Here is a 22,157-nt window from a genome sequence, read left to right as displayed (position 1 = left end):
GCCCCGACTTTTGTGAGAGTCAGAAGTCAAAAAATAATACTAGAGGTGATGTACGTTTTGAGCAAGATGACAATTAAACAACAGTGGTTTTCAAACGTCCGTGCAGACGTTTTATCAGGGCTGACCGTGGCATTTGCGTTAATTCCTGAATCGATTGGTTTCTCCATTATTGCGGGAGTAAGCCCGATGATTGGATTATATGCATCGATCTGTATTGCCATCGCCATTGCATTTACAGGTGGTCGTCCTGCAATGATTTCTGCCGCGACAGGTGCAACAGCGGTCTTGATGGTTTCCTTAGTGCGAGATCATGGGCTAGAGTATTTGTTCGCTGCGACCATTTTGACCGGGGTTATCCAAATTGTATTTGGTGCCTTAAAGATCGGTCGGTTGCTTTCGTTTTTACCACAAACCGTGTTAACAGGATTTGTGAATGCGCTGGCGATTATTATATTTACCGCACAGCTGCCGCAGTTTCACGGTGCAAACTGGCTTATGTATGCGATGATCGGGGCAACGCTGCTCGTGATTTATTTATTTCCACTCGTAACAAAGGCCGTTCCGTCTCCACTTGTCGCCATTATTGTGATGACCATTGTGGTATTCTTCTTTAAGCTGGATGTAAAAACGGTAGGTGATATGGGGGGCATTACGCAAGTGCCGCCAATGTTTCACCTACCACAAATTCCAATCACGTTTGAAACGCTTCAGATTATCTTCCCAACTGCGCTTGGAATTGCGATTGTTGGGTTAACAGAGTCGCTTGTAACGGCGACGATTGTGGATGAGTTCACAGGCACGAGTTCAAATAAAAACCGTGAAGCACGCGGTCAAGGGTTTGCGAATATTGCATCAGGTTTATTTGGAGGTATGGCAGGCTGTGGAATGATTGGTCAGTCCGTTATTAACGTACAATCAGGTGGGCGAAACCGATTGTCTACCTTTGTAGCAGGGGCTGGGCTGTTAGTGCTTATTATGGCTTTTGGTGACGTGGTCAAACAAATTCCGATGGCGGCCCTTGTTGGGGTTATGATTACAGTGGCAATTGGTACATTTGATTGGAGTTCCGTCCGCCACTTTCATAGATACCCACTGTCTGAGGCGATTATTATGGTTGTAACGGTGGGGATTGTGGTCTATACGCATAATCTCGCCATCGGAGTTGTGGTAGGGGTTGCCATGAGCGCCGTCGTATTTGGTTGGAAAATGGCACGTTTGAAAGCTACTTCTTCTATTGAAGGAAGTACTAAAACATACGTTATTTCAGGACCGCTCTTTTTTGGAACGGCTTCACAGTTCGTATCGCTATTTAACTATGAAGAAGATCCGGCGCATATTGTGATCGATTTTACCCATTCACGCATTTGGGATCATTCTAGCGTCACGATGATGGCGAAGGTTGTTGAAAAGTACGGCGACCGCCAAGTCGAGTTTAAGGGAATGGATTCTGAAAGTAAGGTTCTCCTAAAACGCGTCGGATATTAAAAGAAAAGCATGACGATCTTCATCGTCATGCTTTTTTGTGTTTTTATTTTTGCGATGAAAGAAACTGATTGAGCCAATGTAGAAAAAATGATTTTCTCCTCTTATAGCGCTGAAAACATGATGCTTGTATTTCTTTTCGTTGATTTGCTAGAATCTCAAACGCACGGCGGCGATGCTGAAAATCCATCATCATTCTACCACTCCTTTTAAGAGAGCGCTCTCTTTCTAACTTTAACATAAATAGGGTGTGGAATTTATAATAAAATGGTTATATTACCATAATTTTCTTATAGTGTTGATTCAGTAATTAGGAAATGTTTCGTATATATTAAAATAACAATTAGGTCTTTGTGATCATTTTCGTTTGGAAGAAATAAACTTATTGTAGAAACTTTTCTAATCGCTTATAGTTAATCTGTTGTGAAAATAGTTTAATAGAAGGAGAGCAACAGGTGAAGAAATTCGGGGGATTTTTACTTATTATTATGTTAGTTATTGGAAGTTTACCTTCCTCGGTATTCGCGGCTAAAGCCCCATCTTTTGAGAAGGATTTTAGCGCGTATTTGGCTGACATAAGCAAACAGCGTGGTTTTACGGTGACACGCGATGACGTCGATTATGCATTGGACACAAACGAAACGATCGACGATTTTGACACGGTAGCAGAGCTGAAAAAAGCAGCTGGACCTGTGATTCAAAAGAATCTAAGTAACTTAGGGCCATTGTATAAAAAGTATCAGTTAACGGAGAAGTCATTAAAAAGCTTATTAGCAGAAAATGATGAAACGCTGGATGATTACGTATTTTACAATGACTTAGATTCTAGTATTTTCTATTCGCTTGAAGCGAATAAACCAAGAGATCCACAGTTTAACCAAAAGCTACTTGCATATTTAAAGGAAATAAGCAAAGAGCGTGGTTTCACGGTAACAAAATCAGACGTTGAGTACGTGTTAACAGAGGATGACGATGATCTTGATACGTTTAACACAGTAGATGAATTAAAAGAGTATCTTGGACCTGTCATTCACAAAGACTTATCCAATTTACAGCCGCTGTATAAAAAGTATCAGTTAAATCAGGCATCTCTAGTGCAATTGTTAAAAGAAAATGGGCAAACGCTAAATGACTATGTGTTTGTTGATTATTTATGGTCAGATGTTGACTTCTACATTGAAGACAAGAAGCCGAGAGATGAACAGTTTGATCAAAAGCTTGATCAATACTTACAAAAAGTGAGTAAAGAGCGTGGCTTTAACGTTACAAAAGACGACATTGAAACCATCCTTGATTACTACTATGATGAAAAGCTAGAAGATTATAAAACAGTAGATGAGTTAAGCGACATGCTTGGAGAGGTGATTCAAAAAGACCTTTCAAATCTAACTCCATTATATGAAGAATATGATCTAACAGAAGCGAGTCTTCGTAAGCTTTTAGCCGATAACGATGAGACCGTTAATGATTACATTTTTTATGATGATTTAGATAGTGCCGTGTACGACTATACAGGTGGGGACGAGAGCTATAACGGTGATATGTTTGAAGCGCTTGCGGAGGAACTTGGCTTGACGCAAGAAGAACTAGAGCGTCTGAGCAAACACTTTGAAACAATTAGCGCCAAGCCTACAGATCCTGAAGAGCTTCAACGCCTTAGTGAAATCAGTGATTCATTAGGTAGTATAGGAGATTTTGATACGCTAACAGAGCTATCACCAGCAGATTTGAATAAAATTCGTGCTGCTTATGAAGAGCTTTTATCAATGCTAGAATTAAAAGCATCATTTAAGCTAATTGTTGGCGATCAAAAGAAACCAATTACGTTTGAACAGCTCCTTCAGCTGAAAAACATAGACAATGCAAAAGTTGAAGTAACGCTCTATGACAAAGCTGGTGTATTTTTAGCAGACTTCGTCATTACAGGTGAAATGTTTGGCTCTGATTTTATTGAGGAAACAGAAAATAACCTTGAGCAAGGAGCAACAGAAGAAGAGAAGCCGGCAGACAAGCCAGCACCATCTTCAACAAAAGAAGGTCATGCAGCGCCGGTTAAAGGTGATCATCAAGTTGTAACGAAAACTGAGAATGGTGCACGTTTACCAGATACAGCTTCTTCGTATCCACTTGCGATGATGATCGGAGCAGGAATGATTGTGGCAGGATTCTTTATGTTTCGAAAGGTTCGCCAAAACTAAATGAGAGTATCAAGAAAGAGAAAAACCAAACGCGCTTCGCGATTGGTTTTTCTCATATTTAGTGTCGTTATTATAGCAGCCGGTGTGTTTTTGCTTGCAACCAACGGGAAAAAGCTGTGGGATGGACAGCATGTAACGGAAGAAGCACCAAAAGTGATGAAAAAAGAGGTAGTCCAAAAGGAAAAGCCTCAGCCGTCTCCTAAGCAGCAAGTTCAATATGATGAGCAGCCAGAAGTGGGAGAGGAAATCGGCACACTGACCATTCCTGCTATTTCTTCTACGCTTCCAATTATTCATGGAACAAATGAAGACGAGCTTACAAAGGGTGTCGGTCATTATGCAGGGAGCGTTCTTCCTGGCATGGATGATAATTCCGTACTGTCTGGCCACCGCGATACGGTTTTTCGTAAGCTTGGTGACGTTGGAAAAGGTGATTTGTTAGAGGTAGAGACGCGTGCAGGGCTCTTTACGTATCGCGTGAATAAGGTGCGAATTGTGGATAAGGATGATCGTACGGTCATTGTTCCGAAGCCGCGCGCAACGTTAACAGTGAGTACGTGCTATCCCTTCTACTACGTAGGACCTGCGCCGAAACGATATATTCTCGTCGCAACTTTAGTAGAGAAAGACACGACGAAGCATTGGTCAAAAGCATCATGATATGAGACGGGCAGGAGAATTTCCTGCTCGTTTTTGTATGTCCACATTTATTCTGTGAGCATGACATACATAGAACGAGTGAAAAGCGTGGTAAAATAAGACAACAATAACGCAGGAATGGGGTACATCGTATTGAGTATACAAAACATAGCAAAAGTAGGCGGGTTTTTTCTGATCTATACGGCTCTTGCCTTTTATATGGGATGGAACGGATGGGTTTGGTTAGAAACGTCATTTGGCGCTAGTCACATCTACTTGTATGGGGTAATCGTGGCGGTATTTGCTTACTCCTATCTGATCAGCCAGCCGTTTTCTTCCGCTTCGCCCGTGCGTGTGGTTGGATCGTACTGGCTTGGAATTTTTCAATATGCGCTGCTGATCTTTCCACTAGCTGATTTGCTAGCGTGGATCTTGCAAACAACGGTCATTGATCGTGAGGATGCAATTGTATGGACAGGAATAGCAGTTGTGGCGCTATTTATTTGGATTTTCGTAAGCGGAACGTTTAACGCTTATTCGCCCGTTGTTCGTCCTTATGAAGTCACCGTCGCGAAAAATGCAGGCTCGCGAAAGCAGCTGCGAATTGCGATGGCATCCGATATGCACTTCGGTACGCTTTCTGGAAGAGCGCATGCGAGACGATTAGTAGCGAAGATTAATGAGCTGAAGCCAGATCTTATTCTTTTGCCGGGTGATATTATTGATGATGATCCAAAGGCGTTTATGAAAAAAGGGATCGGTGACATTTTAAAAGAGCTTCATGCACCGCTTGGGGTGTACGGCGTTCTTGGCAATCATGAATACTACGGAAAACAAATTCCGGTTTTTCTAGAAGAAATGAAGCGTATTAACATTCAGATGTTGCTAGATGAAACGATGATGATTGACGATAGCTTTTATTTAGTTGGACGAAAGGATAAGACTGATCATCATCGAGAGAGCTTTCAGCAGCTCACGTCTTCTCTTCGCCATAAAATCCCGATTATTGCGATGGATCATCAGCCATCTGATTTACAAAATGCGGAGGAAAGTCGTGTGGATCTTCTGTTATCTGGTCACACGCACCGAGGGCAAATGGCACCCAACCATTTGTTTACGAAAAAGCTGTTTGAAGTCGACTGGGGATATCTGCGTAAAAATCAGATGCACGTGATCGTGTCATCTGGATTCGGATTCTGGGGGCCACCACTTCGACTAGGGAGTCGTTCAGAGATTATTCAAATTGACGTCACGTTCAAAGCGTAGCAAAAAGACCAAATCGGCCACGATTTGGTCTTTTCTAATGTTTTAAATAGTAACCCCAAATGAGTAACGGGGTGATTAGCCCGACGTATAGCACAAGCTGTAGAATGATGAGTGGTCGAATTTCTCGCATTTTATCCACCCAAAAATAAGAAAGGAGCGCATAGCCGATAATTTCTAGCAGCGGTCCATAAACAATTAGCCATTTCATTTCTTTTGACTCCTTCGTGCGGCTCTTTGGTGTGAAAATTACAAACAATTTAATTATTATAGCATTTTTGGACAACTTCGTGAATAGAGATTGAAGCGCTATTCGTTTTCAATAGAAGCCGAATATTTGGTTAGTTCTTCTTTTGTAACAGATGCAAGTGCTTGAGATTTTCTCGTGCTCTCATTCATTTGGACAATAACCGTATCGGCACGTGCGACAAGCAGTTCGTTTTGGAAGAGCCCCTGAAAAAGGGTCAAGGAGCTGTTGCCAACTTTTACGACGGCGGTTCCGATCTCAACGGTTCCAGGCCACGTGATTTCGGAGAGAAGATCAATTCGCTGATGAGCGATGACAAAGGCACAATCTTCTGTATGTAGGGGTTCCTTACCGTATAAAAGCTCTGTGCGTCCCGTTTCTAAAAAGGTAGAAAATAATGCGTTGTTCACATGACCCTGTCTGTCCGTATCACAATATCGAATTTTGTCGTATGACTGCAGGGGGAAATCTTTATAGCGTAAGTCGTTTCGGTTCATATTTTTCACCGTCCATTTAGTTGAGTGATGGTTGTTGATGAAGATTTTGTATACAAGTCTTCCTTGCGTATTCAGTCGAGTAAACTGCTCGACAATTCGGGAAAAGACCTCTATAAGCCCGTCCAAATAAGCGGTCTGTTTAGGATGTTCTTACAGCAGCTGAATGTGTTCTTTTAAAAAATGGATTTCCTCAAGCATATCGATCGCAGAATGCGGAAACTCCTTCAATGCCTCATAAAACGATAACTCCATCTTGAACGTATATGCAACACATCACGCGTGCTTCAAAAGTCACCCTCTCAGAGAAAAAAGAACGAAATGAATTTCTCTCTGTTTAGCCTCGTATAATCCGTGGTACAAGTCAGAATGCAATCTTGAAAAAACGAGTACACTATCGGAGAAAGGGGTTTTTGTATGAGTCAACTCGTGAAACGATCAGGACGTACAAGATGGCTAATTTCTTCGCTTTTAAGCAGCATGATTATCCTGAATTACTTTGACCGCGTTGCTGTATCTGTTGCGGCTCCTTCAATACAGGATTCATTTCATCTAAATGCCACTGAACTGGGAATTGTGTTTTCAATTTATACATATTCGTACACATTGATGCAAATTCCTGCTGGGAGCTTGCTTGATCGGTTTGGCGTCGCCTGGGTGACGAGGGTAGGGCTACTTATTTGGAGTCTGCTTACTCTTACGATGGCCTTTTTGCAAGGGAAGCTGCTTTTATACATCATTCGTTTTCTTATTGGTGGTATGAGCGCATCGGCATTTCCGGCAGCTTCTAAAGCAACTTCGCTATGGTTTCCACCTAGTGAACGTAGCTTGCCAAATGCGCTGTTTGATTCAGCGGCAAAGTTTTCTAATGTGATTGGAGCACCGCTTGTGGCCATTCTCGTCACGCGCTTTGATTGGCGCGTTGCGTTTTTAGTTATTGGCGTTATTAATGTGTTATTTACAGCGCTATTTTGGTGGTACTATGAACGTCCGAATTATCATAAACGCATTTCAGAGGAGGAGCTTGAGTATATTCGTGAACATAATATATCCTCAGATGACGAACCGCAGTACAAGCTCTTTCAAGCGCTTAAAGTGTTGTTTTCAAATCGCAAAGTATGGGGATTGATGATTGGATTTACCGGTTATGGGTATACCTTTAACCTACTGCTAACGTGGCTACCAACGTTTTTTAAGGTGCAATACGGCATGGATATTATGTCGTCCGGCTTATTGACGGCCGTCCCTTGGCTAATTGCCACTTTTTCTGGCATTTTGGTAGGTGGATTTTTAGTGGATTACTTGTTGAAAAAAGGATTTTCGAGTCAAAAAGTTTATCGGACCATTATCGTTATTGGACTGTGCCTCGGATTTGCCTTTTTAGGTTCCATCATAACGGATAACGTGATTGCGGGAATGATTTTTATCTCAATTGGGTTAGCTGGCATATCAGCAACAGCGCCGATTGGATGGTCTATTTCTGCAGAAATTGCTCCGTCTGGATCACTTTCACTGCTTAGCTCACTTGTAAACCTAGCAAATAACCTATTTGGTGGTATCATTGCTACGGCACTTACAGGCTATTTGTACGATCAAACAGGCTCCTTTACATCGAGTTTCTTAGTAGCAGGGGCTGTGCTAATAGTTGGCTTATTCTTTTACATTTACGTATTAGGTGATATTAAACAAATTGGGGAAATTGATAAACGTAACAACTAGCAAAAGCGTTCATTCTTACGGCATGTGAGGATGAATGCTTGGTTTTTATTGTCAATATTCATTCTGTTCGTTATTATATTAGATATATATCTAATTAGACGTTAATCTAATCAATGAGGAGAATGAAAAATGCAAATGGAACTACGTAAGAAACCCCACATACTTTTTGCAAATACCACGTTTCTAAAAATTTGGCTTGCAGGATGTCTGTCTAGTTTAGCGATCTCGATGTACGTGCTGATTGAACAGTGGTACATCGTTCATTACCTACGTATGCCGCGCTTACTTGGACTGGCTATGATGGCTACTACATTACCGCGAGTGGTGTTCATGGCTTTTGGGGGCGTTATGGCAGATCGTTATAAAAAGAAAGTAATGGTAGGATGGTCCCTTCTTACAAGAGTTGGTTTGTTAGTGCTCATGGCCGTTTTTTTTCACCTTGGATATCTTCACTTCACATTTCTTTGTTTGTTTGCGCTTCTTTTCGGTTTACTCGATGCCTTCTTTTGGCCAGCGCGTGATGCGTTGCTTCCGAGCGTGTTGAATCAACATCAGCTACAATCAGCGAACGCATTCGTTCAAACCACTAATCAGTTATCAACTGTTCTTGGTCCAGTACTTGCTTCTCTCTTACTGTCTCACGTATCGTATCCCATTATCTTTATGTGCATCGCACTTATGCTCGCCGTTGGTGCTCTATTCATGTATACAGTGAATGAGCCAATTCAAAAGGATCACCTGTCAACTCGTGCTACATTTATTGCGTCCCTTTTAGAAGGGCAGCGCTATGTAAGGCAGTCAGCGTATTTAAAAACAGTCATGTTAACGTTCATTGTGACGAATTTCTTCTTTGTTGGCCCACTTATGATTAGCATCCCCCTTTACGGAGAAGAGGTGTACGGGGGAAAGTCTCTGATCTTAAGCCTTTTACAAAGTTCATTTGCTTTTGGCATGGTGGCAGGGGCAATTGGCATAGGGATTTTTAACATTCGAAAACATCGGGGCGCCGCTGTCATTGGTCTGATTGGAATGGAGGGAGGACTTTTGATCCTCTACAGTCAGTGGACGGTGCTAACGTGCAGCATAGTAAGTCTGTTTTTAATAGGAGTCTGTATTTCGTGTGTTAACATCATCGTCATTAGTCAAATGCAGCAAAACGTTCCAAAGGATAAAATTGGCCGCGTGATGAGCTTAAACACGATGGTTTCGATGGGACTTATTCCAGTATCCTACGGTGTGGTTTCACTTTTACTTAATGGATCTGTCAGTCTCACTGTTCTTCTGACCTGTGCAGGGATGTTCATCATCGCTCTGTGTGCGTGGTTATGGCGATACGGAGTGGCGATAAGAGGCATGCAGTAAGCATTCATACTGAAAATGAAGAAAAATTCGACAAAATTGACAGTTTTGTGAAACCTCGAACGAAAGAAGCGTTTTTTCTCGGAAAGGTGATAATATATAACTATACTCTTAAACAAGGAGACGAAGAGCACAGTGTTAATGACAAAATGTTGTTCATGTCAAAATAAACTTTCTGGGAAAAAGATTTTAAAGTCTATGTTTAAAAATAAAGAAGGCGACATTAAGTGTAACGAGTGTCAGCGCCAGTTTTCACTAACGGAAGCTTCGCTGTGGTTCATTCCCTTCATGGTGACAGCTGTTCCTATTATTATCGGCAGACTTTCAGAAATGTATTTTGGATTTGACATCGTTTCTACCGCTGTCGTCGCGTTTATGATCATGTTCGTTTTATCACTTTTTACGGCGAAATACGAAGAAGTAGCCAATTAGTGATCTTTTATAATAGTGTGGATGAAGGCCTGACGTTCTGTAAAGATGTCGGTCTTTTTTGTTTGGATTATAAGGAGAAAAAAGGATGAATCAACTCGATAGCCTCCTCTGGTTAAAGGATTGTGTGGATTTTCGCGTTCTAAAAGGATGGTATTCACAGGAGAAAAAGTATCAAGCGGTAAAGCCAAATGGAAGACGTTATGTGATTAAAATTGAAGAAGAGGCGACGTAGCGATGGAACTGGTTTCATCCATCGTTTGGTCAGAACGCTTTGTGCCAGAACAAATGGCGTCGATGAAGGTGAGAGTCGACCAAATTGCAATGGATCATCAGTTTTTCACAAGTGTTGTTCCTTCTTGGTACAAGTCTCCGAGCGAAGTGGGAGCGTGGAGATAGAACTAACCCCCGTGCTTCAACGTTTAGCATGGGGGTTAGTTATGATCCTTCTCTTCACACTCTTCTTGCTCTGTGCTTTCTTCATCCGTTTCTAGAGGAGGATCACGTCGTTTTTTCAGCTCGACGTATTTGATTTGGTGAGACTGTATAACCAGTACCTTAAAATTATAATAGTCGGTTTGAATGATATCTCCTTTTTGGACATCAAAGTTCTGCGTTAAAATCCAGCCACCAATTGTATCCACGTCTTCATCTTCGATATTCGTGTCAAACAAATTATTGACCTGTGAGATGAGCGTTTTTCCGTCTAAAATATAATGGCCGTCTTTAATTTTTTGCAGGTATGGACGTTCATCCATATCAAACTCGTCGCGAATTTCGCCCACGATTTCTTCTACAATGTCTTCAACCGTTACGAGTCCAGCGGTACCACCATATTCATCCATTAAAATCGCCATTTGAATTTGCTCAGTTTGCATTTTAACGAGCAGTTCATTAATAGGGACAGTCTCGATGACCATAATAATGGGCTTAATATAATCTTCAAGCGTGTTGCTTCCATGAATGCCATTAAAAATCACATCATTGTAGATTTCTTTAATATTGATTACGCCGATAATATGGTCTTTGTCACCTTCATCGACAGGATAACGCGTATACTTTTCAATGCCTGCCACTTGCAAAAACTCTTTTACCGTATCTGTTTTGGTCGCAGTCACCATCTCAGTGCGTGGTACCATGATTTCTTTTGCTACGCGGTTATCAAATTCAAAAATTTTGTTTACATAGCGGTATTCAGATGGATTAATTTCGCCGCTTTCAAGGCTTTCAGAGAGCAAAATGCGAAGCTCCTCTTCACTGTGTGCGACGTCGCTTTCTGACGCTGCATGAAGACCGAACATTTTAGCGATTGCTTGAGCAGAACCATTTAGCGCCCAAATGAACGGAAACATAATTTTGTAAAACCAAATAATCGGTTTTGCAAACGTCAGGACGATTGCCTCTGACTTTTGAATAGCAAGTGTTTTGGGTGCAAGCTCTCCGACTACGACATGAATAAACGTAATAACGGCAAAGGCGATGATAAACGACAGAATACTTGAAAGAGACGGAGCTAAATCCAGCTTCGCAAAAAGAGGCTTTAGCAGTGCCATGACGGTCGGTTCTCCTAGCCAACCAAGTCCAAGCGCTGTAATGGTAATTCCGAGCTGACACGCTGATAAATATTCATCTAAGTGGGTTACCACTCGGCGTGCTGCTACTGAATTTCGTCTGCCTTCCTCTACAAGCTGGTCAATTCGCGATTTACGCACTTTTACAATCGCAAATTCAGTCGCCACGAAAAAAGCTGTAAGCGCAATAAGGACAATTACTAAAAAGATGTTCAATAGTTCCATACGTGTCCCGCTTCGGAGTCACCGCCTTTCGTTTGGCATTTCTATTTTCATTGTCTCCTAAACGGGAGGGAAGCATGTATACTAGAGGTAATATGAAAAAAATGGATGGAGATGAAGGGGATTGGAATGGAAAACAGCGGTTTGTCATCAGGCAGAGATTGCGATACGGTCCACCAAACAACTAATTGAGAGCGTATCTGAAGAGCTTTTTAGCAAGAAAATCCATGAAGGCAAGCGTTCGCTCGGTGAATTGATCGCTCATATTGCCGTTATTTGCGAAGCCGATCTGCACATCATGAAAGAAGCAACAGTGGAGGAAATGAACGACTTCTATCAACGTTGCAACGTTACGACAAAACAAGAGTGTCTAGGGGAATTAGAGCATTCCTTTCGGGTATTTCAGAAAGAGATTTTGCATGTAGAAGACATCGAGAAGAAAACCACCTCCTATTGGGGCGTGACGTATTCACGAGCAGAGTGGTATATTGAAATCATTGCTCACCTTTATCATCACCGAGGACAACTTCATACGTATTTAACCGTGTTGAAGCAGAAGACAGATGTTACGTTGTTTGAATAAACAAAAAGGCTGCTTACATTGCGTTTGTGCGCAGTAAGCAGCTAGCTTAATCTATGTTTTAGGGGAATCGTAATTAACATAATGGTAAAATCGCTCATAGGGCCTAACTAGGTCAACTAACATTGTGTCCTTCTTCACGCTTGAATAGGGATTAAACAATTTGAGCTAATCCTTTCACTTCCTTTCTTTAGTGGATTTTCTTATGTTCCATCTCCTTTCTCTGTAAGTAGTTACAGTATACAACAAAATTCGATAAAATAAAATGAATATTTAGAACTATCTGAATATTTAAAACTGAACGGAAGAGCCATTCTTTTTTTATCTGATCTTTCGTTAGTCACGGTATATTGTGAAATTCTTTGAAGCTTGCAGGTGTTAAAGCAATCAATTATGTGTCCGTTATGAAAAGGTAGATAAAAAGTCATGTGTAGAGAGATAAAAATAAAACAAATGAATTAATTTTAATTTTTGGTGATCCAATTGTTCGTTTGATTCGTTATAAGTAGTAAGAAAAAAATGACACGACAAGAAAGAGGGAGGAGGAGACGGTATGAAAAGGAATTCACTTTTTGTTGCGGGAGGACTTATTAGCATTCTGCTAGTAGGTGGGTATAATTATGCTGCGATGAACGAGACACCATCAGAAGAGCATGGGAAAACGGTTGAAAAACCGCTCTCACTATCTCCAGAGGAGGAAAGCAGTGCCTCTTCAACAACGAATCGCCTTGAAAAGGAATTTACGCTTTTAAAAAAAGAGCAGGAGCGTGTAAATAAAGTAGAAGAAAAAAAAGAAGCTGAGGAAAAGGGGATTGTTCCCGCGCGAATTCAAATTCCAGCGATTGATGTTGATGCAGACGTCGAAAAGGTAGGACTCTTAGAAAGTGGAGCGATGGACGTACCGAAAAAGGTGAACAACGTCGGTTGGTTTGAGCCGGGAGTTCGCCCAGGTGGCAAAGGCAACGCTGTTCTTGCAGGACATGTAGACAGCAAAACAGGTCCAGCCATCTTCTTTAATCTTAAAAAGCTAAAGGCAGGCGATGAGATCATCTTGACCGACAAGTACAAAAACTATTTGACGTTTGTCGTGCAAGACAAAGAAAGCTATTTGCGGGATGATGCGCCGCTTCAAAAGATTTTCGGTCCTGCTAGCGAATCCTATTTGAATTTAATTACCTGCACCGGAAAGTTTGATCGATCTGTTGGAACGCATCAGGAACGCCTTGTTGTCTATACGAAGCTTAAAAAAGCACAGACATCACCTCCTACACAAGTGAAGCTACCTGACGCACCAACAAACGTGAAGGTAAGCGGTTCGTTTGTGACGTGGTATGCGGTTCGAAGCGATGACGTGATTGGCTACCGCGTGTATCGGGACAACGGAAACGGTGGTTTTCAGCAGGTGGCAAGCATTGCTGCTCATCAGCGGAAAACGTACTTGGATGAAGAAGCATCAAAGCATACGTATTATGTAACCGCTATTGATGAAAACGGAAATGAATCTAAGCCATCAGCGAAAGCTTCTGGAGAATAGTAATCAAAAGCCCGTCCTCTCTTTCAACAGGGGACGGGCTTTTATAGGAAAACGCTCCCTTGTTCTTCAACGCAAAAACCTCTATACTTATAGTTGTCTAAAAATTTTGTCTTTTAACAGAGGAGCTGAGCGGAGTTGAGAAATATGGGGGCAATGCTAGAAATTGACCGAATTGTATTCATCGGGCGAACATTTCAGGAATATACAAGCATGTTTAATTTAAAACGCACAGATCTTCAAGGGAAAATGATCTTAGATTGTGCAAGCGGGGCGTGCTCATTTACTGCCCACGCAAACAAGCTTGGAGCTACGGCTATGGCTTGTGATATGGCCTACGAGTTTGATACAGAGATCCTCGCAAAAAAAGGACTAGAAGATATTGATCACACGATGGAAAAAATGAGAGACGTGGCTGAACAATATGACTGGACATATTTCCAAGATGTTAAAGGCCTAAAAAAAGAGCGAACCAAAGCGTTTTACGATTGTATACAAGACATGAGAATTCATCCCTATCGCTATTTGTACGGGAAGCTGCCTCATTTACCGTTTGAAGACAAGCAATTTGATTTAACTCTTTCAGCACATTTGCTGTTTACGTACGACGATCGTCTGGATTATCAGTTTCATCTTCAATCATTAAAAGAACTGATTCGAGTAACAAAGTCGGAGATCAGACTTTTCTCGCTCAGCAATCGAAGTGGAAAACGATCACGCTTTGTTGATCAGCTAAAGGAGGACCTTCTTCCAGAGGTAAGAGCGATTGAAGAGCAAGAAGTATCCTATAAGTTTCAACGCGGAGCACAGACAATGTTGAGAATCATTCTCTAATTGCCAGTGCGGAACATTACATAAAAGCAGATCTTAGAATGAGTCTAAGGTCTGCTTTTTTATTGATTAAAAAATGAGTATGTGACGATCAAGCCCTTTTGAGAACTTTTCTCAATTTTTCGTGCCATCGCTTCTTTCATTTGCATAGGTATGATAAAGGTGATGTTTCTCTCTTTTTTTCAGGAAACGGCGAATCCTGTAGATGAAAAAGAATTGACAAATATCACGGCTGGTCATACTATAATATTAAAAGTTGCATTAGGGAAAAATTATAAACCAAATTCAATTTTATAGACAAGGAGAAAAAAAGATGAGCCTAGATAACATTATGAATCTAAGTCAAGGCTTGAAGGGTGAGCGCATTCGAATTACAGAACTTCATTTATCTGGGATCATGCGCCGCAGACTGCTAGACTTAGGATTTGTGCCAGGAGCCGTCGTCCAAGTCGTTAGAAAGAGTCCGCTCGGCGATCCTATTGCCTATAAAGTAAGTCAAACGACAATTGCATTGCGAAAAGAAGAAAGCTCAAAAATTCTAGGGGAGCGAATAGACGATGTCGAATAATCAATTCACCATTGCGCTGGCTGGAAATCCGAATACGGGTAAAAGTACGCTTTTTAATACATTAACAGGGCTCAAGCAACACACAGGAAATTGGGCAGGTAAAACCGTTGGAATGGCGGAGGGAGAATTTTCCCATAAGCATGTTACTTACAAAATGATTGATTTACCAGGAACGTATTCGCTATTTTCCAATTCGACGGATGAAGAGGTAGCAAGAAACTATATTGTGTTTGAAAAGCCTGACCTCACGATTGTAGTCGTAGATGCGACCGCGCTAGAGCGTAACTTGAATTTAGCTCTACAGGTGCTTGAGATGACGGAAAAAGTAATCGTTTGTGTGAATTTAATTGATGAAGCGGAAAAACAAGGCATCCAAGTAAATGAGCAGCGTCTCATGAATAAACTTGGTGTACCGGTTGTGAAAATTTCAGCTCGAAACAAGCGTGGTCTATCACAGCTTTTAGATACGATTGATCGGGTTGTAAAAAACGAGCTTCCGACTACTCCGTTTCAATTGACCTATTCGAAGGAAACAGAGGCAAAAATTGCGGAGCTTGAGCCAATTGTTAAAAAGATTATTGGAAATGCACTACCTTCCCGCTGGGTGGCCGTTCGACTATTAGACGGAGATGATTCTCTACTCACCGAGTGGAAAAAGCGAATCGGACTTCACGCCGATACGCAGAGGACAACGCTATCGCAAGGAGGGATGACGAGTGGATTCAACGGGATCGATTCATGAGCAACAGCTAAATGACTTGCTACAAAAAGCGAAGGACGCCTCGCATCCTGCTGTGAGAGACCATATTGTGCAAAGTATTTTTCAAACAAGTCAAGATCTTTGCAAACAGACGCTTACGTTTACAAATAAAAAGGAGAATGATCGTACAGAAAAGCTGGATGCGGTTTTAACCTCACCAATTTGGGGATTTCCCATTATGCTGTTGCTCCTTGGGATGGTCTTTTACTTAACGATTGCAGGCGCAAATGTTCCTTCAGCATTGCTTGCTGATTTCTTCAACTGGATTGAAGGTTATCTAACAAAGGGCTTTCAGGCACTTCATGCACCAGATTGGCTCTATGGTATGCTTGTACTCGGATTGTACCGGGGGACATCGTGGGTTGTGAGCGTTATGCTTCCGCCGATGGCTATTTTCTTCCCAGTTTTTGCGCTGCTCGAAAACTACGGATATTTGCCACGAGTAGCTTTTAATATGGATCGATTGTTCAAACGCGCAGGTGCACACGGGAAGCAATCGTTAACGATGGCAATGGGCTTTGGTTGTAATGCAGCCGCCATTATGTCCACACGTATTATTGAATCACCGAGGGAGCGCATGTTAGCCATTTTAACAAACAACTTTGTTCCTTGTAATGGACGTTGGCCAACGCTCATTCTATTATCTTCTTTATTTATGGCTGCTGGTTATACAGGAGGATTAAAAACGTTTGTCACGGCAGGGGTTATTATCGGAATGGTCTTATTTGGGGTCGTTGTGACGCTAACGGTCTCATGGGCTTTATCGAAAACGGCACTTAAAGGAGTTCCTACCCACTACACGCTAGAATTGCCGCCTTATCGTCGTCCGAAAATTCGGGAAACGATTTTACGCTCTTCCCTTAACAAGTCGCTTTCTGTCTTAATGAGGGCCATCAAAGTAGCGGCCCCAGCAGGGATTTTAACGTGGGTTTTAGCAAATGTGTTCATTAACGATACGAGTATTTTGATGCATATTGTTCATTTCCTTGATCCGTTTGCACAAACGTTAGGATTAGATGGCTATATTTTAATGGCGTTTATTATCGGACTTCCGGCGAACGAAATTGTCGTTCCAATTTTGCTGATGGGCTATCTGTCTACAGGAGCTCTAACGGAAATGGAAAGTCTATCATCGGTTAAACAGCTGTTTTTAGATCACGGCTGGACATGGCTGACGGCGCTTAATATGATGCTATTTTCACTTCTTCATTTCCCATGTGGTACGACGCTTGTGAATATTTATAAGGAAACGAAAAGCAAAACGTGGACGTTTCTTTCCTTCTTGATCCCAACGGTTATTGCGATTGGCGTGACGTGGGCAATCGCACAGACGGTCTATTTCTTCAATCTTTTATAACATAACGGAGCGCATCTTAGATGATGCGTTCTTTTTCGTGTGTTCTTAACGGAGTCTCGTAAATTGGCAATAAAATAAGCCGTAATCGTCTGGTGAGATTACGGCTAGATTAATGACGCTAAGTCGTTCAATAAAGGGCTATTGAGTGAAGAATGAAGGGTAATTACCGGTTTACTTGAAAGAGAGAGCAAAGTTTCGGAGAAAGTAGCTGGTGGATCGGAGCTTCATTGAGTTGATAATAACTCCACGTACCTTTTGCATCTTTGGTAATTAAGTTCGCATCAAGTAAAATTTTTAAATGATACGATAACTTTGATTGAGGCATATCCATGACTTCGCATAAATCACAAACACAAATCGAATTCTTTTGAACAATATAGTATAGAATTTGCAGTCTTTTTTGGTCTGCTAGCGCTTTAAACTGTTTTTCATATAATAAAAGCTGGTCTTCTGGTGGAGAGATAAGAGATGTTTGTTCCATAGGAATTATTCCTCCTTCGTATGTAATTCCTCTTATTATACAAGAGTTATGGATAGATTGTGAAACGATTGCAATGATTATTTTAAAATTATATCTTCTTTCCTACAATTTCAAGAGGAAATAATAGGATGGAATGGAAGAGGTGACTTTTCTTAGTTACAACGATTCATATAATAGATCGATACTGCTAAGCGAACTTCCTACTAGCGTTTCATCTCGCTGATCAACTGCGTACAAAAGAAGCATAATCGTTGTATAAAGACCTTTAAATTTTGCGAGAGTAACGGTATCATCATCAACTTCTCCGTACGTATGAAAAAACTGTTGTCTGCCTTCTGACGGAAAATAACTGTACACAAACGATAAATCAACGGCAGGGTGACCGATATGAACATCTCCCCAGTCGATAATCCCTCCAATTGTTTTTGTGTCGTCAAGGACGATGTTTCGAATGTGAAGATCACCGTGACAAAGCGTTTTTGTCTGAGGGATCGTGAGCGGCTGGACATGCTTCACCCACTGTTCCAACGCGACGAACTGTGCTGGTGGAAGAATGGCGTTTGCTTTTTTGAGATTTTCAAGTAGCTTCGGTTTTCGTTTTCCTACGTCGAGGCGTGCGAGCTGATCATCTGATACGCCAAGACGTCTTGCTTCTTGTACAGGAAAGTCATGAAGGATGCGTAAAAACTCCCCCAAAAGCGAAGCCGACAGTATTCGTTCTTCCTTTGAAAGAGTGGACACGAGATCGCCTTGAATGTAGTGATAGCCTGTAAAAGGCCACGGGTATTGTTGTGTCGGCTTTCCGAAAAATAAAGGGTAAGAGATTGAAATGGGTAACAGTGGTGCTAGTGCAGGTAGTAGGGTGTTTTCTGTTTGCAGAAGCGACACGGCAATCTCTCGTCGTGGAAATCGAAACACATAGCTATTGTTCACGACATACACCGTATTATCAAAGCCTTTTCCAAGCTCGTCCACTATGACAGGAGAGAGCTTGGGAAACTGTTGTTCAATGCAGCGTTTAGCTTCATAAATAGAGACAGCGTACTCAGCGTCCCAAACGTTCATCGTGCTCATCCTTTCATTAATGCTGTATTCTACCTGATGTTACCATGAATGAGCTATGACGTGGAGTTAAATACGTTCGGTCTATTGCGATATTGATGCCACGCCGATTTACCTGTGCGTATTCAATTACTTTTTTCTTGTAAAGAAAGACAAAGAGATACATGTCATCACGCCTCTCCATGTTAATTACCCCTGGAAATTTCACCCCAAGTTGTGCATGTAACGCTTCTTTAGAGGTGTAGGGACCAAAGACATACGCCTTGTCCCACTTAAACTCTGCCAGTGATGTGAGGTCAATCGTTGCTGGAGCTTTTTGAACCTGTTCGTTCAAAGTCTTTTCAAACTTATGATGACTTGGACTCCACCATAGAGAACCGATCAGTACGGCGCTAATCAAAAATAGTTTCATCTTTCGTGCTCTCCTTTTGGTGATGCCGAGGGATTATAGATTCCATACATTTCAACGCTTTTAATCCAACGAGAGGCGTTTTTTCCATCACGATCTGATGTCCAGATGTCCCCGTATCCCCAGAAGTCTTTGCCTCGAAGCCACGTAAGCTTGTCGATTGACGACACATAGAGAGGCTGATAATCACCTAAAAATCCAGTAGGAGACGTGAGTTTACGCTGCATATTTGTTTTTGTGTTCAACAAATAAAGAGACGCTTTTGGTCGTTTCGTGTAGTCATTGCTCCATTCGCTTTCTATTACGCGGGAAACGACGAGTGAAGAGTCCGTGATCCAAGAAAAACCAAGCTCCGCATAATGAGGAGGTGTCATGTGAACCGTTTGATACACGGGCATCTCCGTTATGTTCAGTTGCTTGTTTTTGAACCCGAATACAATTCGTCCGCCTCCTGCAATATAAGCGAGAGTTGACTGGTTTGGCGCCCATTTTGCGGTATCCAGGTGCAAGATGACTTCATCAAGTACGCTAAACTGCTTTCCATCGACGGATAGAACACAAAGCATGTCACTGTCCATAGACCAAGAGGCAGTAGGGCTTACCGTGAAAGACAGCCATTTTCCATCGGGTGAGAAGGAGAAGTCTCCAGCGTTAATGGACATAATGGTTGCTTTTCCCTTTGTGAGCTCCTTTGGAATTGTAAAAAAGGGTGTCGCTTCTTGAGAATAAGGTGTGCTAGGTGCTGTGAGCGCTACTTTATAAAGAATGGGATTTGTCCATCCATCAGGATGAAGATCTGCACCAGCTGAAACGATAAATCCGTTTCCATCAGGTGTCCAAATAAAATCATCTACTCCAACTGAAACCGTGCGAAATCGACTCAGATCGGATACTTGAAGAGCATTCCCCTCTACGTAAGCAACGGAATGACCGTGAGGAGACCAGACAGGATGACGACCATCACGAGCAATCAACTTATGCGTATTACGTACCGTATCATAGACCCAAATTTCATTTGTCTTGGACTGATCGGGCTTAATGTCGTTCCCTTCTTTTTCATAGACAATTAAACGACCATCCCGCGACCACTGTGGATGATTGGTGAAGATAGCTTTTTTTGTCGTCACTTTTTTTTCTTGTGAACCGTTTGCGATCCATAAAAAGCCTTGTCGCGTAAAAACAGCCTTTAATTCAGTTACTCCGTAGCTCTTAGAAGAGGGAAGGAGAAAGAACAATAAAAAAGCACAATAAATAATCTTTTTATACATAATGACATCCTCAGTAACGTTTTCCTTTTTAGGATGTCGCACTTGATAGGAACCTATAACATAAAAATCCCCCTGAACGTAAGAAGATCAGGGGGATTGAAGATTATTGTTGTGCTTTACGAGCACGCTGTGCAAAGAACGCTACACCAGCTAGGGCAAGTGCACCAAATGACATCCACATCGTCATTGAAGAAGAATTGGTTGTTTCACTAGCGCCACCCATACCTGTTTTAGGCATTTGAGTTGGCATATTTGTGGAAGCAAATTTTTCAGGCATTTGCGTAACGATAGCATTACCTAATGCTTGACCAACACCAAACATAATTTGATAGCCTTCGCGGTACGTGTTTAACTCATCTGCATAGCTTCCGTTCATGTATTGATCAAATGTGTCAATGACCGTTTGCTCATGCTTCATTAAAGCAGCCGTTGCATCTTTCGCTGGAAGGTTGTTTTCTGTTGCCGCTCCTAAGAAATTACCGAAGTCGGTTGCGAATGTTTTAGATAGCTTATTCTCTGCTTGCATCATCGCATCCTTGTTTCCTTCAGCTGCTGCACTTGCAATTTCTGCTTGTGCGTTAATATGATTCGTTTGCCAAATTTTTTCGAACTGATCCGCACCAGCTTGACCATAAATCGATTTCATTGCTGCTTTGAAGTCTGCTGTGTTGGCATTTTCAGCCCATGTGACATAATCATAGTCTTTTGCTGATTCGAATCCTTTTTGCATACCCATAACCGCTAAAGCAAAGTGCTCAGATGCTAAGCTGTTAAGCGTTGAGCGAAGATCGGCTGCAGGTGCGTCTGCTTTTGTGTTATTAAACTTTTCAGGCATCTGTGTTGTGATGGCTGTTGATAGTACTTTACTAATCGTGTACATATGCTTGAATCCTTCGCGGAATGCTTCGTAAGAGCCTTTGTAGTCGCCTTTTACGTAGTCGTCAAATGCTTCTTTTACCTGTTGCTCATGCAGACGTAGTGCGTCTTCTGCTGCTTGCTGTGGAAGCTTGCCTTCCGTTGCCGTTGCTAGGAATTTAGAAAACTCTTGAACGAACTGCTCAATTTCCTTGTCTACCATTGCTTTTCCTTGCGCGTCATTTTCCTTCGTTGCTTTTACAAGATCATCTGTATATTCGTTGTGTGCTCTGAAGATTCGTTCAAATTCAGCAGCACCTTCTTTTCCGTAAACAGAGGCAATAGCTGGCTCCATATCCACTGCGTTTTGATCCAATTTTTTATACGTTTCGTCTGCATCTTTTGCACCATCATACATTTTAGTTAATGATTCAACAGCCAATACGTAATGTTCGGATAAGAGTTGATCAAGCGTTGCACGTAAATCTGCTGCTGGGGTATTCACCGTTGGTTTTTGTTCAGCGGCACCTGCTACTGTTGGGAATAATAGTGAAGCTCCTAATACGGGAATTAATAATTTTTTTGCTTTCATTTGTCATACACTCCTTAGTATTTTTTTTAAGCTGTTTTGCTTTTCTTACTCACTAAACGGAGCCTATGTCGAAATGGATCATAAATAAAATAAAAAAAAGATAAAAAACTTTTTGCTATCACGTTTCTTCCTATATTTAAGAGCAATTTTCAAGTCACAAAAAATCACAAAGTTCAACTTTCTTTCACATTTTTTCAAGTACTACTACTTGTTATTACCAAAATTATGGCGTACTATCTG

The 22,157-nt window shown here is 41.6% G+C and carries 24 protein-coding genes; 15 read left to right on the top strand and 9 right to left on the bottom strand.

Translation table 11 applies throughout. The annotated features are described in order from the left end of the window. The first annotated feature begins 66 nt into the window (after window positions 1–66). Window positions 67–1,485 (top strand): SulP family inorganic anion transporter, encoded by a 1,419-nt coding sequence (locus tag IE339_RS12355; protein ID WP_242176187.1) that lies wholly within the window; start codon window positions 67–69, stop codon window positions 1,483–1,485. A gap of 43 nt (window positions 1,486–1,528) precedes the next feature. Here IE339_RS12355 and IE339_RS12350 read toward each other — a convergent pair whose 3' ends face one another. Next, the gene (locus IE339_RS12350; RefSeq protein ID WP_242167885.1) at window positions 1,529–1,678 is read right to left on the bottom strand and encodes a hypothetical protein; all 150 of its coding nucleotides are present in this window, start codon (window positions 1,676–1,678) and stop codon (window positions 1,529–1,531) included. A 259-nt stretch (window positions 1,679–1,937) separates the two neighbouring features. On the opposite strand from IE339_RS12350, the gene IE339_RS12345 reads away from it, so the two are divergent. The 3 genes from IE339_RS12345 to IE339_RS12335 all read left to right on the top strand — a co-directional run bounded on the left by IE339_RS12345 (window position 1,938) and on the right by IE339_RS12335 (window position 5,585). Further along, window positions 1,938–3,680: a processed acidic surface protein gene (locus IE339_RS12345; RefSeq protein ID WP_242167882.1), complete on the top strand. Its 1,743-nt coding sequence runs from the start codon at window positions 1,938–1,940 to the stop codon at window positions 3,678–3,680. Between the two features lie 90 nt (window positions 3,681–3,770). Then, window positions 3,771–4,340 (top strand): class D sortase, encoded by a 570-nt coding sequence (locus tag IE339_RS12340; protein WP_242167880.1) that lies wholly within the window; start codon window positions 3,771–3,773, stop codon window positions 4,338–4,340. 198 nt (window positions 4,341–4,538) lie between these two features. Next, window positions 4,539–5,585, top strand: a complete 1,047-nt coding sequence (locus tag IE339_RS12335) for a metallophosphoesterase (RefSeq protein ID WP_242176185.1) — start codon at window positions 4,539–4,541, stop codon at window positions 5,583–5,585. 34 nt (window positions 5,586–5,619) lie between these two features. Here the strand turns inward: IE339_RS12335 and IE339_RS12330 are convergent, their stop codons facing one another. Next, complete coding sequence (locus IE339_RS12330; RefSeq protein ID WP_157052763.1) at window positions 5,620–5,793, bottom strand: hypothetical protein; 174 nt, start codon at window positions 5,791–5,793, stop codon at window positions 5,620–5,622. A gap of 98 nt (window positions 5,794–5,891) precedes the next feature. Further along, complete coding sequence (locus IE339_RS12325; protein WP_242167878.1) at window positions 5,892–6,452, bottom strand: acyl-CoA thioesterase; 561 nt, start codon at window positions 6,450–6,452, stop codon at window positions 5,892–5,894. A 288-nt stretch (window positions 6,453–6,740) separates the two neighbouring features. On the opposite strand from IE339_RS12325, the gene IE339_RS12320 reads away from it, so the two are divergent. The 5 genes from IE339_RS12320 (at window position 6,741) to IE339_RS12300 (ending at window position 10,229) form a co-directional block, all read left to right on the top strand. Then, window positions 6,741–8,042, top strand: coding sequence for an MFS transporter (locus IE339_RS12320; protein WP_285846678.1), 1,302 nt, complete (start codon window positions 6,741–6,743; stop codon window positions 8,040–8,042). Between the two features lie 129 nt (window positions 8,043–8,171). Then, window positions 8,172–9,404, top strand: a complete 1,233-nt coding sequence (locus IE339_RS12315) for an MFS transporter (protein WP_242167876.1) — start codon at window positions 8,172–8,174, stop codon at window positions 9,402–9,404. A 138-nt stretch (window positions 9,405–9,542) separates the two neighbouring features. Continuing rightward, the gene (locus tag IE339_RS12310) at window positions 9,543–9,833 is read left to right on the top strand and encodes a TIGR04104 family putative zinc finger protein (RefSeq protein WP_277933972.1); all 291 of its coding nucleotides are present in this window, start codon (window positions 9,543–9,545) and stop codon (window positions 9,831–9,833) included. Between the two features lie 85 nt (window positions 9,834–9,918). Further along, the gene (locus IE339_RS12305; RefSeq protein ID WP_242167871.1) at window positions 9,919–10,065 is read left to right on the top strand and encodes a hypothetical protein; all 147 of its coding nucleotides are present in this window, start codon (window positions 9,919–9,921) and stop codon (window positions 10,063–10,065) included. Window positions 10,066–10,067: 2 nt separating this feature from the next. Next, window positions 10,068–10,229 carry a hypothetical protein gene (locus IE339_RS12300; RefSeq protein ID WP_242167869.1) on the top strand — a complete coding sequence of 54 codons (162 nt, stop codon included), beginning with the start codon at window positions 10,068–10,070 and terminating at the stop codon, window positions 10,227–10,229. Window positions 10,230–10,264: 35 nt separating this feature from the next. On the opposite strand, the gene IE339_RS12295 is transcribed toward IE339_RS12300, so the two are convergent. Continuing rightward, window positions 10,265–11,626: a hemolysin family protein gene (locus tag IE339_RS12295; protein WP_242167867.1), complete on the bottom strand. Its 1,362-nt coding sequence runs from the start codon at window positions 11,624–11,626 to the stop codon at window positions 10,265–10,267. Window positions 11,627–11,747: 121 nt separating this feature from the next. On the opposite strand from IE339_RS12295, the gene IE339_RS12290 reads away from it, so the two are divergent. The 6 genes from IE339_RS12290 to IE339_RS12265 all read left to right on the top strand — a co-directional run bounded on the left by IE339_RS12290 (window position 11,748) and on the right by IE339_RS12265 (window position 17,250). Next, a complete protein-coding gene (locus IE339_RS12290; RefSeq protein WP_242167865.1) occupies window positions 11,748–12,206 on the top strand; it encodes a DinB family protein in 459 nt (152 codons plus the stop codon). Window positions 12,207–12,756: 550 nt separating this feature from the next. Next, entirely contained in the window at window positions 12,757–13,737 is a 981-nt protein-coding gene (locus IE339_RS12285; RefSeq protein WP_242167863.1) for a class F sortase, read from the top strand. A 144-nt stretch (window positions 13,738–13,881) separates the two neighbouring features. Then, window positions 13,882–14,568, top strand: coding sequence for a class I SAM-dependent methyltransferase (locus tag IE339_RS12280; protein ID WP_242176183.1), 687 nt, complete (start codon window positions 13,882–13,884; stop codon window positions 14,566–14,568). A 310-nt stretch (window positions 14,569–14,878) separates the two neighbouring features. Continuing rightward, a complete protein-coding gene (locus IE339_RS12275; RefSeq protein WP_242167861.1) occupies window positions 14,879–15,133 on the top strand; it encodes a FeoA family protein in 255 nt (84 codons plus the stop codon). After that, entirely contained in the window at window positions 15,123–15,875 is a 753-nt protein-coding gene (locus IE339_RS12270) for a FeoB small GTPase domain-containing protein (protein WP_242167859.1), read from the top strand. Before IE339_RS12275 ends, IE339_RS12270 begins: the two co-directional genes overlap by 11 nt. 16 nt (window positions 15,876–15,891) lie before the next feature. Beyond that, entirely contained in the window at window positions 15,892–17,250 is a 1,359-nt protein-coding gene (locus IE339_RS12265) for a nucleoside recognition domain-containing protein (protein ID WP_242176182.1), read from the top strand. A gap of 163 nt (window positions 17,251–17,413) precedes the next feature. Here IE339_RS12265 and IE339_RS12260 read toward each other — a convergent pair whose 3' ends face one another. The 5 genes from IE339_RS12260 to IE339_RS12240 all read right to left on the bottom strand — a co-directional run bounded on the left by IE339_RS12260 (window position 17,414) and on the right by IE339_RS12240 (window position 21,917). After that, window positions 17,414–17,731 (bottom strand): ArsR/SmtB family transcription factor, encoded by a 318-nt coding sequence (locus IE339_RS12260; protein WP_242167857.1) that lies wholly within the window; start codon window positions 17,729–17,731, stop codon window positions 17,414–17,416. A gap of 156 nt (window positions 17,732–17,887) precedes the next feature. Further along, window positions 17,888–18,796 carry a phosphotransferase gene (locus tag IE339_RS12255; RefSeq protein ID WP_242167855.1) on the bottom strand — a complete coding sequence of 303 codons (909 nt, stop codon included), beginning with the start codon at window positions 18,794–18,796 and terminating at the stop codon, window positions 17,888–17,890. Window positions 18,797–18,812: 16 nt separating this feature from the next. Continuing rightward, window positions 18,813–19,205: a hypothetical protein gene (locus IE339_RS12250; protein ID WP_242167853.1), complete on the bottom strand. Its 393-nt coding sequence runs from the start codon at window positions 19,203–19,205 to the stop codon at window positions 18,813–18,815. Continuing rightward, a complete protein-coding gene (locus IE339_RS12245; RefSeq protein WP_242167851.1) occupies window positions 19,202–20,470 on the bottom strand; it encodes a TolB-like translocation protein in 1,269 nt (422 codons plus the stop codon). The genes IE339_RS12250 and IE339_RS12245 overlap by 4 nt, the downstream gene beginning before the upstream one ends. Window positions 20,471–20,573: 103 nt before the next feature. Beyond that, window positions 20,574–21,917, bottom strand: coding sequence for a copper amine oxidase (locus tag IE339_RS12240; RefSeq protein ID WP_242167849.1), 1,344 nt, complete (start codon window positions 21,915–21,917; stop codon window positions 20,574–20,576). Window positions 21,918–22,157 lie beyond the last annotated feature (240 nt).

The sequence above is a fragment of the Priestia koreensis genome (genome assembly GCF_022646885.1).
Lineage (GTDB): Bacteria > Bacillota > Bacilli > Bacillales > Bacillaceae_H > Bacillus_AG > Bacillus_AG koreensis_A.
This window is presented reverse-complemented; position numbering and strand designations above follow the sequence as displayed.